The sequence below is a fragment of the Bacillus sp. REN10 genome (assembly GCF_016820555.1).
GTDB lineage: Bacteria > Bacillota > Bacilli > Bacillales > Domibacillaceae > Bacillus_CE.
Genome location: NZ_JADHDW010000007.1, coordinates 13600 through 27626, shown reverse-complemented (window position 1 = coordinate 27626; position 14027 = coordinate 13600). Strand labels below are relative to the sequence as shown.

General features: G+C 40.2%; 20 protein-coding genes. 7 read left to right on the top strand and 13 right to left on the bottom strand.

What is annotated here, in order from left to right; translation table 11 throughout:
• Positions 1–12: 12 nt before the first annotated feature.
• The 4 genes from IRB43_RS11245 to IRB43_RS11230 form a co-directional block, all read right to left on the bottom strand.
• Positions 13–723, bottom strand: coding sequence for a class I SAM-dependent methyltransferase (locus tag IRB43_RS11245; RefSeq protein ID WP_203363580.1), 711 nt, complete (start codon positions 721–723; stop codon positions 13–15).
• Positions 707–1516, bottom strand: coding sequence for an ABC transporter ATP-binding protein (locus IRB43_RS11240; protein WP_203363579.1), 810 nt, complete (start codon positions 1514–1516; stop codon positions 707–709). The genes IRB43_RS11245 and IRB43_RS11240 overlap by 17 nt, the downstream gene beginning before the upstream one ends.
• Positions 1513–2526 carry a FecCD family ABC transporter permease gene (locus IRB43_RS11235; RefSeq protein WP_203363578.1) on the bottom strand — a complete coding sequence of 338 codons (1014 nt, stop codon included), beginning with the start codon at positions 2524–2526 and terminating at the stop codon, positions 1513–1515. The genes IRB43_RS11240 and IRB43_RS11235 overlap by 4 nt, the downstream gene beginning before the upstream one ends.
• Before the next feature lie 171 nt (positions 2527–2697).
• On the bottom strand, positions 2698–3327 hold the full coding sequence (locus tag IRB43_RS11230; protein WP_203363577.1) for a lysoplasmalogenase: 630 nt from the start codon (positions 3325–3327) through the stop codon (positions 2698–2700).
• Positions 3328–3481: 154 nt separating this feature from the next.
• Here IRB43_RS11230 and IRB43_RS11225 point away from each other — a divergent pair, with 154 nt between their 5' ends.
• Positions 3482–3748, top strand: a complete 267-nt coding sequence (locus IRB43_RS11225) for a hypothetical protein (protein WP_203363576.1) — start codon at positions 3482–3484, stop codon at positions 3746–3748.
• Positions 3749–3780: 32 nt separating this feature from the next.
• On the opposite strand, the gene IRB43_RS11220 is transcribed toward IRB43_RS11225, so the two are convergent.
• The 3 genes from IRB43_RS11220 to IRB43_RS11210 are packed head-to-tail and all read right to left on the bottom strand — an operon-like array spanning position 3781 to position 5042.
• On the bottom strand, positions 3781–4077 hold the full coding sequence (locus IRB43_RS11220) for a TIGR04104 family putative zinc finger protein (protein ID WP_203363575.1): 297 nt from the start codon (positions 4075–4077) through the stop codon (positions 3781–3783).
• Between the two features lie 12 nt (positions 4078–4089).
• Positions 4090–4647, bottom strand: a complete 558-nt coding sequence (locus IRB43_RS11215) for a histidine phosphatase family protein (protein ID WP_203363574.1) — start codon at positions 4645–4647, stop codon at positions 4090–4092.
• Between the two features lie 5 nt (positions 4648–4652).
• Positions 4653–5042 carry a DUF4181 domain-containing protein gene (locus IRB43_RS11210; RefSeq protein WP_203363573.1) on the bottom strand — a complete coding sequence of 130 codons (390 nt, stop codon included), beginning with the start codon at positions 5040–5042 and terminating at the stop codon, positions 4653–4655.
• 139 nt (positions 5043–5181) lie between these two features.
• Here IRB43_RS11210 and IRB43_RS11205 point away from each other — a divergent pair, with 139 nt between their 5' ends.
• The 4 genes from IRB43_RS11205 (at position 5182) to IRB43_RS11190 (ending at position 7995) form a co-directional block, all read left to right on the top strand.
• Positions 5182–5631 carry a DinB family protein gene (locus IRB43_RS11205; RefSeq protein WP_238941972.1) on the top strand — a complete coding sequence of 150 codons (450 nt, stop codon included), beginning with the start codon at positions 5182–5184 and terminating at the stop codon, positions 5629–5631.
• 193 nt (positions 5632–5824) lie between these two features.
• On the top strand, positions 5825–7273 hold the full coding sequence (locus IRB43_RS11200) for a tryptophanase (RefSeq protein ID WP_203363571.1): 1449 nt from the start codon (positions 5825–5827) through the stop codon (positions 7271–7273).
• Between the two features lie 107 nt (positions 7274–7380).
• The gene (locus IRB43_RS11195) at positions 7381–7698 is read left to right on the top strand and encodes a magnetosome magnetite crystal formation protein family (RefSeq protein ID WP_203363570.1); all 318 of its coding nucleotides are present in this window, start codon (positions 7381–7383) and stop codon (positions 7696–7698) included.
• Positions 7699–7794: 96 nt separating this feature from the next.
• On the top strand, positions 7795–7995 hold the full coding sequence (locus tag IRB43_RS11190) for a cold-shock protein (RefSeq protein WP_094834552.1): 201 nt from the start codon (positions 7795–7797) through the stop codon (positions 7993–7995).
• Positions 7996–8038: 43 nt separating this feature from the next.
• On the opposite strand, the gene IRB43_RS11185 is transcribed toward IRB43_RS11190, so the two are convergent.
• Entirely contained in the window at positions 8039–8590 is a 552-nt protein-coding gene (locus IRB43_RS11185) for a cupin domain-containing protein (RefSeq protein WP_203363569.1), read from the bottom strand.
• 137 nt (positions 8591–8727) lie between these two features.
• Between IRB43_RS11185 and IRB43_RS11180 the strand changes: the two genes are divergently transcribed.
• Positions 8728–9492, top strand: coding sequence for a DODA-type extradiol aromatic ring-opening family dioxygenase (locus IRB43_RS11180; RefSeq protein ID WP_203363568.1), 765 nt, complete (start codon positions 8728–8730; stop codon positions 9490–9492).
• Positions 9493–9597: 105 nt separating this feature from the next.
• On the opposite strand, the gene IRB43_RS11175 is transcribed toward IRB43_RS11180, so the two are convergent.
• Together IRB43_RS11175 and IRB43_RS11170 are read right to left on the bottom strand one after the other, a co-directional pair.
• Entirely contained in the window at positions 9598–10746 is a 1149-nt protein-coding gene (locus IRB43_RS11175; protein WP_203363567.1) for a DUF4179 domain-containing protein, read from the bottom strand.
• Positions 10743–11267, bottom strand: coding sequence for a sigma-70 family RNA polymerase sigma factor (locus IRB43_RS11170; protein WP_203363566.1), 525 nt, complete (start codon positions 11265–11267; stop codon positions 10743–10745). Before IRB43_RS11170 ends, IRB43_RS11175 begins: the two co-directional genes overlap by 4 nt.
• 260 nt (positions 11268–11527) lie before the next feature.
• Here IRB43_RS11170 and IRB43_RS11165 point away from each other — a divergent pair, with 260 nt between their 5' ends.
• Entirely contained in the window at positions 11528–11899 is a 372-nt protein-coding gene (locus tag IRB43_RS11165; RefSeq protein ID WP_203363565.1) for an IDEAL domain-containing protein, read from the top strand.
• A 24-nt stretch (positions 11900–11923) separates the two neighbouring features.
• Here IRB43_RS11165 and IRB43_RS11160 read toward each other — a convergent pair whose 3' ends face one another.
• The 3 genes from IRB43_RS11160 to IRB43_RS11150 form a co-directional block, all read right to left on the bottom strand.
• On the bottom strand, positions 11924–12334 hold the full coding sequence (locus IRB43_RS11160; protein ID WP_203363564.1) for a hypothetical protein: 411 nt from the start codon (positions 12332–12334) through the stop codon (positions 11924–11926).
• A 73-nt stretch (positions 12335–12407) separates the two neighbouring features.
• Complete coding sequence (locus IRB43_RS11155) at positions 12408–13082, bottom strand: ABC transporter permease (protein WP_203363563.1); 675 nt, start codon at positions 13080–13082, stop codon at positions 12408–12410.
• A 9-nt stretch (positions 13083–13091) separates the two neighbouring features.
• Positions 13092–13967, bottom strand: a complete 876-nt coding sequence (locus IRB43_RS11150) for an osmoprotectant ABC transporter substrate-binding protein (RefSeq protein ID WP_203363673.1) — start codon at positions 13965–13967, stop codon at positions 13092–13094.
• Positions 13968–14027: the final 60 nt, after the last annotated feature.

Here is a 14027-nt window from a genome sequence, read left to right as displayed (position 1 = left end):
CCTAACTTACAGCTATTTGTCGATGACAACGATTCCGATTCTTTTTATATGAGGCAAATAGTAGCGATAACCGCATTCATTTGCTTCCATTGGCACCAAATGAGCTTGAAGATGATGTTCTAGATCATTTGTAAGGTTATTTGGTGCATAGTGCTTCATAAATTTTACCGCCTCTTCAAAAGAATGAAACGGTTGTCCGAAATCAAGATCTCTTTCGATGTATTGTGTACGAATATGCTTCTCTTTCAGCTGTTTCACTAATTCACTGGCATTTCCTTTTTTACTTGGCCGAGAGTTAGTAGGCCAAAAAGATGTTTTACTGCCGTTGGATAACACAATAATAGCTCTCTTTTTACTCATTTGTAGCAATTGCAAAGCGGCTTCACTGCTTTGCTGAAAAAAACTCATCACAACGACATCCCATTGCTCCCTGAATGGAAGGTCAGCGACATCAGATGTGATCACTTCTATATTAGTAACCGCCTGTTTTTCTATATTTTCTTGCAGTAGCTGCAAGGCCTGTGCACTAATATCAATAGCTGTGACGCTTTTTGCCTTTTGAGCTAGCTGCAAGCTGATGAAACCTAAACCGCAGGCGATGTCACTTACAGTATCGGTTTCTTCAATAAAGGGTGCGATTTCTTGATAAATTTCTTGATCATATTTTGTGTATTCAGCTGCTTGTTTGTACCATTTGATGCTGTCTTCAGTCCAGATAAACATGTCCATTCTCCTTTTGATTGAGGCAAGGGACGATGAGGCGTGACTTGCCATCCTCTGTATCAATATCCACCAGCTTCACGCTGACACCATAAATGTATTGAAGTAATGCTTCCGTCAATATTTCCTTTGGGTCGCCAAATGCAATCATTTTTCCTTGAAACATCACAAGTGCTTTATTCCCATACAAAAAGGCATGCTCTGGGTTATGAGTCGATAAAATAATCGTATAGCCTTGTGTGGCTAGTTCCTTTACTTGCCTCATGACTCGCATTTGATTCCCATAATCTAAATTTGCAGTCGGTTCATCCATCACGAGAACTTTTGCTCTCTGTACAATCGCCCTCGCTATTAACGCCAGTTGCCGCTCACCGCCGCTAATTTCCGCATAGCCGCGATGCCCTAAATGAGAAATACCTAAAAGATCAAGCGCCTGCCATGCTTTTCGTTCATCTTCCGCTTTCGGATTCCCTGTTTTTCCGAGATGGACGGTTCTGCCCATTAATACCATGTTTAGCACGGTAAAGTTAAACGTAGGGTGATGTGATTGAGGAATATAGGCGATATTTTTAGCTAACTCAACAGGTTTCATCTTTCTAACATTTTCCCCAGCTATTGAAATTTCCCCATGATAATTTGTAATTAATCCGAGCATGCAGCGGAACAAGGTACTTTTTCCGACCCCATTTGGCCCGAGTACGCATAATAAATCTTGCGGTTGTGCTGTAAACGTAAGGTTATGTAAAATATCGCGGTCCTTATAGCCGAATGAAAGATGCTTTACTTCAAAAGTCATGATCGATTCCCTTCTCGAAAAATTAAATATAAAAAGAACGGGGCTCCTACAAACGCGGTTAAAATACCAAGCGGAATTTCGGAGGTTGATAGTAAACGAGAGAAGTTGTCTACGATTAATAGAAAACTAGCGCCAAGCAGCATCGAAGCGGGAAGTAACACTCGATAATCTGTTCCAACGATCATGCGGCTAAAATGAGGAATCACAAGGCCCACCCAGCCAATCATGCCGCTGACTGCTACACTAGCAGTTGTCATAAGCGTCGCGCAGCAAATGACTAACAATCGAAGAACTTTTGTGTTCACACCCATCGTTTGAGCTTCTTCTTCTCCCATTGTCATTACATTTAATTTCCATCGTAAAAACAATAATGGAATCAATCCGAGTACGATAGGAATTCCACTATATAGCACATCTTGCTGACGAATAGAGGAAAGACTGCCCATTAGCCAATATGTAATAGCGGGCAACTGATCATTAGGGTCTGCCACTAGCTTAATGAAAGAAAGCCCAGCTGAAAACAAAGAGGTAATCATAATACCAGTTAAAATTAAGCCAAGTGACGGGTTATTTTTTACTTTCGTACTGAGTAACCAAACGATCGATACTGTCAATAACCCAAATACAAAGGCAGAAGTGGACACGAAATAAGAACTAGCACCTAAAAGAATCGCCAGTGCAGCACCAAATCCAGCGCCTGCAGATGCGCCAAGTAAATCGGGAGAAACCATTGGATTTTGGAATAATCCTTGATACGTCGCACCTGCACAAGATAAAGCAGCCCCAATAAGAACGGCCGCTACTACTCGCGGTAAACGAATCTGAAAAATGATCGTTTCGATTTCAGCTTCCCATGTGGTCTCTAATGGAATCACTTGTGAAGCTAATACTTCAAGCAGCTCTTGAGGAGTGACAGGGTAGCGACCAAGCGAAAACGAAATGATGAAACAAATGATAAGAAAGATCGCTAAGCTGATTAGCTTTAGGTGATGTTGTTTTTTCGAAGTCATTTCTCTCCCTCTTCTGAAAAAAATTCAAGCAGTCAAAGTTGGGTGGTTGCTGCCAATGTCCACCTCATTTAGAATAAATAATCCAATTATAATAGTCAATATCTAATTATAATTAGATATAACTATTTATAATTAGATATAATAAAAAGCCAGTGAGTTTGAACTCACTGGCTATAGGATCGCGCTCAATGCAATCAAGTATTGTGCTGCATAGTATGTAATCATGACGTAATAATGAGCGGTCTGAAACCGTTTATGAAATCGGTCATAGGCAAGGATGGCATCAGAGACGAGAAAGGAGAAAGATCCGATAATGGCCCATTGACTGCCCGTTGAATACGATTGAGTAAACATGAAGCAAATAATGGCAATGTACATCATTACACCAATTTGTAAAAGGAGATTGGCTTCTTTTTTTAAGCTAGGGTATAAAAAACTGTAATAAAAAATCCCGAATAGCCCAAGAGGCACAATGACCTGCCAGTCAATCGCAGAGTCTTGTAATCCGTTAGTGAATGCTATGATATAACAAATATGTGCGATCAAGAAAGACGTTAATCCTTGTAAAAATTTATCGCTCGGCAACATTAAAAAAATATCGCCGCAAACGGAAAATAACAACCCGATCATGACCCAAATGATGTAGAAAGAGGGCTCTGTCAACCCAGTGCTTGCCAACAAGATAATTAGCACCATTGTCCCCGGCTTTAATGCATATTTCCAAAAAGAAGATTCCGCCTTGATCGCTAATAAATAAGCGAAGCCGGAAAGAAAAATGATTATACTTAACCAACCAATCAATATTTGTTCCCCCTGTGAAATAGTATCTCTTTTACATTACGTTACCAATAGGAGGTAGGAAAGTCTATCGTTATTTGCTAAAGACAGGAAAAGAACGCTTTTCGAATAAAAGATTTAAATGGAAGCCATAGTAAGGAAAAAGGAGGAGTTTGTCATGGAAGACCATACAAAAATGAGCTGGAAAAATGAAAATGTTATTTCTCAATTACGGAATTCTGTTGAAAATGCGACCACAGCGGTGGGACAAGCGCAATCTCATCCAACGGAACAATTGATTCAGCAAGCAAGAAATTTGATTGAGCGAGCGGACAATGCACTCATGAATGCCGTTCAAAACAGTCCTCATCAAGAACCTGTGCAACAGCTTCAAGATCAGCTCAATCAAAATAAAGAGCGCTTATATCGGCTAATGAATCTTTAAATGAAGAGCCAGGCATTCGAAGTGGTGCCTGGCTACCAAAGTGGCTCCTCTTGATTGCTTAGTTCATAAAGAGCAGGACTAATGCCGAATGCAATTAGGAGAGTGAGTAATTCGATCATCATTATGATGACAGTGGATACTCCAATGGCTGATAAAGGGAGCCATATAAGCGGAAGCAAGGCAAATAGACCAAGTTTTCTTCGCGATTTCGCTGTGACGAATTGATGATGCTGACAATGAGGGCAGAGGAGATAACTTTTAAACGTGAACATCTTTTTAAAGGTGTAAGTCCAACTCCAAGCTTGCTGACAATGTTGACAGACAGGCATATTACAACCTCCTTAATAAAAATAAGTTGTACAATTCCAATGCTTTCTTCCTGGTCTTTTCATGCTTTTCCATCCGGAGTTCTCTAGCTCTTTCGCGATATAGCGGTTGAAAAAACCATGTCCGACTAATACGATTGTTTCATATTGAGTGGCGGACCGAATTAATTGCTCACTCGCTTCTTTAGCTCTTTTTTTCGCTTGATGCAAGGATTCTGTTTGGGCAGAATAGCCTAAAAACCAACAGCTTCTTAATACAGCTGACCAAAAAGCTGGAGGAGCCTTGACTTTAGCGAGGGATATCCTCGGCATTCCTATTTCTCGAAATAAAGGGCTCGACACAATATCTGCTTGATGGCTCAATAGATGAGCAGAATGGATGGCTCTTTTTAAATCACTAGTAATCACCAGTTTAGCGCAAGCAATCTTTTTCTTTGTGTCTTCTGGAAAGTTAGCTTCTGCTAACACCCCGGCAGCATTATACTGTTTCACCCATTCCTCGAATTGAGAGCCATTGATCCATGTCCGATCCGCATGCGTCGAGCGACCATGTCTAATTAGTGATATTTCCATCCTACTCACACTCTTTCCAAGATGAATACCAGTAGCAAAGTTAAAAATAGCAAATAAGCTACAAAAGCTAGTGATAGTCGATATCGATTCGTTTCTCTCTCGTATTTCCATTCCATGAAAGCACGAAGTAAGTGCATCATGATGAGAAAAGCAAGAGGAGAATAAGCTAAAGTGGCCGAAGGAATAAATGAATATTCCGGAAGATATAGAAACATAGTGCCTAAAATATAAAGCAGCCACAAGAAGATTTCGATTATCTTATGCTGTGTATGTACATAGTGATAAAAGAATCCTTGTTTTTTAGGAATGTTATATTTTTTGATTAAAATTTTCTCTATGTAATGTAAGTTGATCATCGCAACGATCAATAAGCCTAAAAAAAGAGTGAATGACATAAATTATCTCCTGTCTATTTATTATACTATAACCACATGTTATTTCCAGTGATTTTACAAATGAATCCTTTCTTTTTGAGAACATCAATGAATGTTTTATAATGGTAGAGAAAGAGAATAGGAGGGGATTGATTTGGCAATGTGGGAGAGAGTCAATTTTACACGAAATGTGACACTTCGGACGCTTGAGGCAATCGAGGAAGCACAATGGGATGCGCAGTCAGAAGGGTTTTCCAACACAGTCAAATGGAATGCGGGTCATACGTATGTCGTGATGGAGTCATTATTAAAAGCAGCAGACCCAAGCTATGAATCGAATGTAGAAAAATATGCACCATTTTTCGCACCGGGAACGAAACCGGCGGATTGGCTAGAAAATCCGGCTTCAAAAGAGGAGATTATGGGCTTGCTAAAGGGGCAAATAGAGCGTGTTCAAGCTCATTTTGCCGATCATTTAGCGGATGCCCCTGCTAATGAAGTGAAAATTGGGCCGCTTGTGCTGACGAGCATTGATGATGTCCTTAACTTTGTCTTGTTCCATGAAGGGTTGCACCTCGGAACGATACAATCTCAGATGAAAGTGATGTAAACAGAAAAGACTGCCTTGGGGCGGTCTTTTTTTTGTAGGAAAGTTGTCATATTTTTTACATTTTGTCACCAATTAACTCTTTTAAAAAATATTCAGATAAGATAGAATTATTAAATACTTACATATTTGCTTTAAAGTAGTAATGTGATGCTAGGAAAAAGTAAGACATATGAAAGAATAGGGGAGTATAGTGATGTCTAATGTAAGGTTTTATTCGGGAGAGTCCATTCCTTTAGAAATGCACAAGGTAAGAATTGTACAGAAGTTAAATTTGCCACCGATTGAACGTCGGGCAGAAGCGATGGCGGAAGCAGGTTATAACACTTTTTTGTTGAAAAACAAGGATATTTTCATGGATATGCTCACTGATAGCGGCGTAAATGCGATGAGTGATAAGCAGCAGGCAGCAATGCTTGAAGCAGACGATAGCTATGCTGGTTCAGAGACGTTTACGAAGCTTGAGAATAAAATAGAAGAAATCTTTGGGACAAAATATTTTTTACCAACTCATCAAGGGAGAGCGTGTGAGAATATTATTTCACAAGCGTTTGTGACTAAAGGATCGGTCGTACCAATGAATTATCATTTTACAACAACGAAAGCTCATATTGTGTTAAATGGTGGCCGAGTGGAGGAGATCTTTTCCGATGAAGCGTTAAAGATCACTAGCGATGAGCTGTTTAAAGGCAATATGGATATCGCCAAGTTAAAGGATGTCATTGCGACGAATGGCGCGGAGAAGATCGCATTCGTTCGTATGGAGGCAGGGACAAATCTGATTGGCGGACAGCCATTTGCGCTTGAAAATTTGCGCCAGGTTCGCCAAGTATGTGATGAACATGGTCTGATGCTCGTTTTAGACGCTAGTTTGTTAGCGGATAATCTTCATTTTATAAAAGAAAGAGAAGAAAGCTGTAAAGATTGGAGTATTCGCAAGATTACAAGGGAAATGTCTGATTTGTCTGATATTATTTATTTCTCAGCCCGCAAGCTTGGTTGCGCGCGCGGCGGAGGAATTTGTACGCGTCATGAAGATATTTACATGAAGCTGCGTGAGTATATTACATTATATGAAGGCTTTTTGACATATGGCGGGATGAGTGTTCGTGAAATGGAAGCGATCACGGTTGGTCTAGATGAGACGATGGATGAACAAATGATTAATCAAGGTCCGCAATTTATTTCCTATATGACAGAAGAGCTGTTGAAAAAGGGTGTTCCGGTTGTTACTCCTGCTGGCGGTTTGGGCTGTCATATTAATGCGATGGAATTTGTTGATCATATTCCACAGCATGAGTATCCAGCAGGTGCATTGGCGGCCGCTCTTTATATCGTCAGTGGTGTTCGTGGAATGGAAAGAGGGACGCTGTCTGAGCAACGAGATGAGGACGGCAATGAAACACTTTCGCATATGGAGCTTGTTCGTTTAGCGATGCCTCGACGCGTCTTTACACTATCACAAGTGAAGTACGCTGCTGACCGCATTGCTTGGTTATATGAAAACCGTCATCTGATCGGTGGATTGACGTTTGTTGATGAGCCGAATGTGTTGCGCTTTTTCTTTGGTAAATTGACGACAACAACGGATTGGCCTTCGGAGCTAGTGGCTAAATTTAAAATGGATTTTGGGGATAGTTTGTAAGCAGAGCAGAAGTCAATCATTTAAAAATCGAGTGACATTTCACTCGATTTTTTTATTAGCCATTTTTTTCTTCTTATGTAAAAATAATAATGATAGGAGGGAAAATTATGAGAGCGAGTCAAGTGTTATCATCGTTATGTTATTTTAGTATATTTTTTGCCCCGTTTTTATTTCCGGTTGTTGTGTATTTTGTTGCCGATGAAGAGGTAAAGGCTCATGCGAAAAGTGCTTTTTGGTCGCATATAATTCCGTTTATTGTACTAGTAGTAGGAATGATACTTTCTGGTGTACTGGGGATTGGTGCACAAGAAGAGATGGCTGTGGGAATAGGAATTGTCGTGACGTATGGTATTTTCGTGTTGATCGGATTGTATTTTTTCATTTGGAATATCGTCAAAGGAATTAAAGTACTACTTGGAGATTAAATTGTGGTTTCTCGTATAAAATCACCAAATATGGACAATACTAAGCGAGCAAGTAAAATTGCAATTTCGTGAATGATATTAGGAGGCAACAAAGCAATGGAACGTGGGAAAGTAAAATGGTTTAACAGTGAAAAGGGCTTCGGCTTCATTGAGCGTGAAGGTGGCGAAGATGTATTTGTGCACTTCTCAGCGATTCAAGGTGAAGGATACAAATCGTTGAATGAAGGGGAAGAAGTAACATTTGACATCGAAAACGGCCAACGTGGACCACAAGCGACGAATGTGAACAGAGCCTAAACAAAAAAGCAGACTCCAATGGCGAGTCTGTTTTTTTATTGTGTTAAAGGATGTCTTCTGTTTGTTTCTGTGTGTCTGTCGTGATCGCCATAAGGATAATGGCTGGTGTGTCTCCGATATTTTTGACAAGGTGAGGGACACTCGCATTCCAGCTAAATGAGTCGCCTGCTTGCAAAGTAAAGGAGTCTTCGCCTTGTTCGGCAAGGACGGTCCCTTCTAGCACAAGGTGAATTTCTTCTCCTGCATGAGCATGGCCTTCACCGTTAGAACCACCGGGTGGCAGTTCGACTTGTACCATTCGCAGTCCCCCAGTGAAATTAATATGCTCCACTAACATATTTTTTTCTTTAAATATTGTTTTATTTCGTGTTTCTTTACGAATCACACGCATATGTTGCTTTTTTTCTAGAAAAAAATAAGCTAAAGGAACGTCCAAAACGCCAGCAATCATTTGCAATGTACTGATCGAAGGGGACGTATGGTTATTTTCAATATTGCTGATAAATCCTTTAGAAAGGCCGGTTTCTTCACACATTTGAGCAATCGTCATTTGTTTTTTTTTGCGGATGGCCCGAATTTTTGATCCAATATCCATGTTATTCACTCCTAAAAAGTTTCTTTTAAGAAAACTTATTTCTATTATAACAAACAAATTATTGACAGGCTATCACTAAGTTTGTTATCCTATAAATGAAAAAATATTCATATGAGAAAACTTTTAGGGGGATTACGATGATGCCAGCATTATTTCTACCACATGGATCACCGATGATTGCGATAGAAGACACGGATTATACTCGATTTTTACGAAAACTGGGGGAGAGTTTGAAGCCAAAAGCAATCGTGTTGTTTACGGCTCACTGGGAAAGTGCTGTGATGCAAATTTCTTCTCGTGATGATGAATTTGAAACGATTTATGATTTTGGCGGGTTTCCACCAGCCCTTTATGAAGTGACCTATCCAGCGAAGGGGTCAACGGAGATGGCTAAGTTGTTGCAAGAACGCTTTCAGACGCATGCGATCGAATCGGAACTAGATACGAAGCGAGGGCTGGATCACGGCACTTGGACGTTATTGACTCATTTGTTCCCGAATGCCGACGTTCCGGTGGTGCAAGTATCGGTTCATCCATTTTTGCCGCCAGAGGAGCAAATTCGAATCGGGGGAGCGTTAAAGGGACTAGGGGAAGAAGATATTTTAGTAATTGGTAGCGGTGTGACTGTTCACAATTTGCGTTTATTACACTGGGGTCAAAAAGAGCCGGAAGACTGGGCGGTTCAATTTGACGACTGGCTATTAGAGCAGCTTGATGCCGGCAACATTTCTAATTTAACTCAATATAAGCAATTGGCACCATTTGCTGAGAAAGCCGTTCCGCGGGAAGAACATTTTGTTCCGTTTTTCATTGCGATGGGCGCAGGTAACGAAAGTGAGCCGAAAGTATTATTCCGAGACTATGATCTTGGGACACTTAGCTATATGGCTTTGCAATTTTAGCCTTCTGAGTTTTGTTCAGAAGGTTTTTTCTATTTTGATTTTAGTGAAGAAAATGGCCGATTCATCAAAAAACTCGCTCAGAATGCTCCGAGCGAGGGAAAATGATCATTTTTGTAACTTCAGTTCAAATGCTTTGTCCTTCAAGTATTTTGAAGACTCGCTTTCATAATCAAACAAGGTTGGCGTAATTTTAATTTGTTTAAGGTCGTTCTCTAATGGAATGTCTATGTTCATAGTTGAGAGTGTATCTGTGCCTGTGCCTGTACCGCTACCAGTCAGTCGTCGTCCTTTTTCATCTTCTATAAGTAGATCAACATTTGTCTCCATTTGACTGCCTTTTGTGTACTCAAATGTATAATGAAGTTTTAATGAAACAGGTGATACACGAACTTCTTCAATTTTGAGGATACCTTCTACGTCTTTCTCTTTAATGCTGATTTCTTTATCGACATAGTATACGTCTGTGTCGGATTTAATATTTGTTCCATTGACTGTCGTTTGGAATGCCCAGTTTCCTTTGATTTGTCCAAAGGAGTCAGAGTATTTGCCGGAGTGGACACCGCTCTTTTTCTCATACTCCATTGTATGAAAAGTAATATTGACGTCATAGTCTTTATCAGAGTTCATATAGTCATCGAGGATTTGGAAATTTTCCTTATCAATAATTCCGTCTCCGTCTGTGTCAATACCGGTCAAATCCACAGAATATAAGAAGTTCCAACTGCCATCTTCCGTTTTTTCATCTTCTAATTGTGAATCGTAAGCGGTATTTGAAAATGTCACATCTCCAATTTGAATGATTGGATCTCCTGGACGAATGGGGGAACTTTTCCCGGCACCTAATGTCAATTTATCTAATTGTGCGGCATTTACATTTAAGCTCAGTAGGATCTGCCCGTCATCAAGCATTAATTCATTTAATGTGACGCTGACATTTTTATCAGCGGCCACTTGTTCGATTTTTTGTTTATAGCCAATAAATTGATTGTCCGGTTTATTAAAAAACTGTTCGATTTGTTTTCCGGCTTTAGATAGAGAAGCCCATACGTGTTCATTGCTCAACATGACAGGACTAATCATGGCTAAAGCGACCGCTGCAGCGATTAAGCCTTTTCGAGGTTTCTTTGTTCGAGGCTGAACGCTTTTTTGTAACGTATGTAATAGACGATCTTTCTCCGCTTGATTTAACTCCACTTCTTCATATTCATCTACATTGATCTGCGTTTCATTTAATAAATCATACGGATTCTTCATTGTTGCACCGCCTTTTTTATTTTTTTCCTTCCACGAGACAGACGATTGTACAAATTGTCGATGGTCGTGTGATGAGCGTCAGCAATAGTTTCTAGTTGAACATCTTCTAAATAGTATTGCTTGAATAGTTCTCGATCTTTTTCATTTAAGTGGCGCAGCAATTCTTCCACATCTTCTTGTATTTCTTGCTGTAGGGAAGAATGGGTGGTCAGTTGATGCTCCACTTCTGTTAAACTCATGTTTTGTTGGTTCTTCATATACTTTCTCTTGTAGTCGATCGCTTTATATTTGGAGATGGCTGCGACCCAGTTTTTAAATGAATTTTTTTTCTTATCGAAGCTTTTGATATTGTTCCAAATGGCTAACAACACATCATTGATACATTCTTCTTCATACGTTCTTATATTCCCGAGGTGCTTTCTCACGATAGCAGTGATGAGTCCGGAATAGTGATCGACGAGCAGTTGTAAGCCAACGTCTTTTTTGCGAGTGATCTGTTTTACGATTAACTCTTCATCCATTGAGTGACCGCCTTTCTAAAAGCATTTTCACTTATTAATACGAAGTAGGCGTGCATTTCCTATCATTTGGATTAAAAAATAATTTTTATTGTTGACAATGATAATCAATATCATTTATAGTGAGAGTGTGCTTAATTTACATTGAGCGGGACCGATACCCCCTCTTATAAATGATACATGATGCAAACGCAAACATCCCTTATGTATATAAATTTCGGTTCCGCTCATAAAAAATTTTTCATGAAGAGAAGGTGAAAGTGATGGCTAGTCAGTTTGTTTTTGTTCGACCATACGAGCATCAAGTCGACTGTTTTTGCCCGGATCAATCTCATCGTCGAACGATTGAGTTCCACCGGAAGGATTGCTTAACCATCACAAGTGATAAACGGCATGTCGATGCGTTAGGATGGTATTTCCTCGTCGGAAGAAATAATGAAGATTTTTTTTACATAAACATTGAAGACTTAGAGAATTTATATATGAAAGGCTTCCTTTATTCAAAAGAGGATCTGGAGCTGAAGTTGAACTATTTACATTACAAAATTAATGAAGCATTGGATCAAAGAAATGAAGAGGCGTTTCGGTCTTTCTCTACTCAATTGCGCCAGTTGACGGCTGTGGCCGCAGAATAACAAAAAGCCTGGGAGATCCAGGCTTTATTTTTTCAGCTTCGATAATAAAGTTTTGGCATCTCCTTTAAAAGTAAAGAGATGGAGATTGTTTTCGTCATCAAAGATCATAAGGAAAGGTTTTTCTTTTTTGCTGATGACTACAATGACTTGATTGACCTTTGTATCGACCCACCGGTTTTTTACTTGAACTTCAGGGGATAAAGGAATCTTAATCATTGTGCCTTTCTTTGGCATAGGTGAAACTTTGCGGTAAATACCTGTTATATTAGCCAAGTAACGAGCTGCTTCTTTTTGAATAGACGCATTACTTGGAATGGTTTCAATCACCTTTCCTTGCTCAATACTAAATACCTCTACTAAAGGCGTCTCCTGTGCACTGACTGAAAACGCCATAAACATCACCGTTAAAAAACAGGCAACCAACTTCTTCTTCATAGACCGTCACCTCATCATTACTATGTCCCAAAGCCGTGCCGGTTATGTCGACAAGTGCCTGTCACGCCCCGAATTATGTCGCCAGTTCTTGAAGTTTTTTCTGTTGTTTGTTGGCAGGGGAGAGTTTGTGTTCGATCCAACCCATGATGAGGTCGGCGATGACGGCCATGAGGGCGGTTGGGATAGCTCCCGCTAAAATAATAGCTGTTCCATCGGTTGCGTTTGTTCCACGAACGATGATGTCGCCAAGTCCGCCAGCTCCGACAAATGTACCGATCGTTGTAATTCCAATGGCGATAACTAATGCAGTGCGCAATCCGGCCATGATCACTGATAAGGCTAGCGGCAACTCAACCATGCGCAATAATTGCCATTTTGTCATGCCGACCGCTCTTCCGGATTCTAAAAGAGCACGATCGACTTGACGAATGCCAGTGTACGTATTTTTTAAAATGGGCAGGAGAGAATAAAGGAAGAGAGCGATAATGACGGTATTCGTTCCGAGCCCAAAAGCAAGCATTAAGATCGCCAACATTGCTAACGATGGGATTGTTTGAATAATGTTAGCGAAAGACATCGTCCATTTACTTAATTTATGGTGTCGGGCGATGATAATCCCAAGCGGAATGGCGACAATCGCTGCAAATAGTACGCCATAAGCGGACATGAGGAAATGACGATAAAACTCCTCCCATACGTAGGAGCTATTTTGTGCGTAATATGTCCAGATATCTTTTATTGTATTCAAAAAATCACCTCATTTCTCTTCTTCAAAATAATGATGTTTTTCTAGAAACTCTTTCGCGACAACAGAAGGCTCTTTCAATTTAGCATCGACTTCATAATTCATCTTTTGCATTTGTTCGGTGCTAATTTGCCCCATCAGTTTCTCGATGCTCTTCTTTAATTCTGGATGCTGTTTCAGCACTTTATTTGAAGCGACAGGGGAGGCATCATATGGCGGAAAGAAACGGCGGTCATCTTTTAGCACTTTTAAATCAAATGCAGGAATGCGCCCATCGGTTGTGTACGCCAAAACAACGTCCATTTTCCCGCTAGCGGCTGCTTGATACACTAAGCCGAGCTGCATTGGATAGGTTTTTCCGAATTCAAAGCCGTATTCTTGCACGAAGCCTTCATAGCCGTCTCCTTTTCGTTTCAGCCAAGAATTATCAACGCCAAGCTTTAAATCAGAAACGAGCGGTTCTAAATCAGAAACCGTTTCTAACTGATGTTTGCTTGCTAACTCATTTGTAACAGTAAAAGCATAGGAGTTAGCAAAGCCGTAAGAATCAAACCATGTTTGGTCAAATTGTTTATGAAATTCCTTCTGTACGATGGCTAAAGCTTTCTTAGGATTTTTCTCTGGCTCTTGTCCAAGTGCTCCGGCCAGGTCGGTTCCAGTATAGCGAGTAGCTGTAATATCTACATCGCCATTGACCATCGCTTTATGCTGGACGATCGAAGAGCCTAAATTATTGACCATCTCTACGTCTAAATTGGTATCACGTTCAATTAATAAACGCAGTACTTGGCCGATAATTTGTGATTCCGTTACATTTAATGTGCCGATTTTAATCGTTTGTTGCGCCGATCCGCTTAATCCAGGCAAAGAACACCCGCTGATGAGCATAGATAAAATGAGCACAAAGGTCAGGATGATTTTTTTCGGATCATTCACGTCGTTCTCTCC

What these genes read in the sequence shown, in the direction of transcription:
- IRB43_RS11245 (WP_203363580.1), bottom strand. Translation starts at nt 723, where the DNA reads ATGTTTATCTGGACTGAAGACAGCATCAAATGGTACAAACAAGCAGCT.
- IRB43_RS11240 (WP_203363579.1), bottom strand. Translation starts at nt 1,516, where the DNA reads ATGACTTTTGAAGTAAAGCATCTTTCATTCGGCTATAAGGACCGCGAT.
- IRB43_RS11235 (WP_203363578.1), bottom strand. Translation starts at nt 2,526, where the DNA reads ATGACTTCGAAAAAACAACATCACCTAAAGCTAATCAGCTTAGCGATC.
- IRB43_RS11225 (WP_203363576.1), top strand. Translation starts at nt 3,482, where the DNA reads ATGGAAGACCATACAAAAATGAGCTGGAAAAATGAAAATGTTATTTCT.
- IRB43_RS11220 (WP_203363575.1), bottom strand. Translation starts at nt 4,077, where the DNA reads ATGCCTGTCTGTCAACATTGTCAGCAAGCTTGGAGTTGGACTTACACC.
- IRB43_RS11215 (WP_203363574.1), bottom strand. Translation starts at nt 4,647, where the DNA reads ATGGAAATATCACTAATTAGACATGGTCGCTCGACGCATGCGGATCGG.
- IRB43_RS11210 (WP_203363573.1), bottom strand. Translation starts at nt 5,042, where the DNA reads ATGTCATTCACTCTTTTTTTAGGCTTATTGATCGTTGCGATGATCAAC.
- IRB43_RS11205 (WP_238941972.1), top strand. Translation starts at nt 5,182, where the DNA reads ATGTGGGAGAGAGTCAATTTTACACGAAATGTGACACTTCGGACGCTT.
- IRB43_RS11200 (WP_203363571.1), top strand. Translation starts at nt 5,825, where the DNA reads ATGTCTAATGTAAGGTTTTATTCGGGAGAGTCCATTCCTTTAGAAATG.
- IRB43_RS11195 (WP_203363570.1), top strand. Translation starts at nt 7,381, where the DNA reads ATGAGAGCGAGTCAAGTGTTATCATCGTTATGTTATTTTAGTATATTT.
- IRB43_RS11190 (WP_094834552.1), top strand. Translation starts at nt 7,795, where the DNA reads ATGGAACGTGGGAAAGTAAAATGGTTTAACAGTGAAAAGGGCTTCGGC.
- IRB43_RS11185 (WP_203363569.1), bottom strand. Translation starts at nt 8,590, where the DNA reads ATGGATATTGGATCAAAAATTCGGGCCATCCGCAAAAAAAAACAAATG.
- IRB43_RS11180 (WP_203363568.1), top strand. Translation starts at nt 8,728, where the DNA reads ATGATGCCAGCATTATTTCTACCACATGGATCACCGATGATTGCGATA.
- IRB43_RS11175 (WP_203363567.1), bottom strand. Translation starts at nt 10,746, where the DNA reads ATGAAGAATCCGTATGATTTATTAAATGAAACGCAGATCAATGTAGAT.
- IRB43_RS11170 (WP_203363566.1), bottom strand. Translation starts at nt 11,267, where the DNA reads ATGGATGAAGAGTTAATCGTAAAACAGATCACTCGCAAAAAAGACGTT.
- IRB43_RS11165 (WP_203363565.1), top strand. Translation starts at nt 11,528, where the DNA reads ATGGCTAGTCAGTTTGTTTTTGTTCGACCATACGAGCATCAAGTCGAC.
- IRB43_RS11160 (WP_203363564.1), bottom strand. Translation starts at nt 12,334, where the DNA reads ATGAAGAAGAAGTTGGTTGCCTGTTTTTTAACGGTGATGTTTATGGCG.
- IRB43_RS11150 (WP_203363673.1), bottom strand. Translation starts at nt 13,967, where the DNA reads ATGCTCATCAGCGGGTGTTCTTTGCCTGGATTAAGCGGATCGGCGCAA.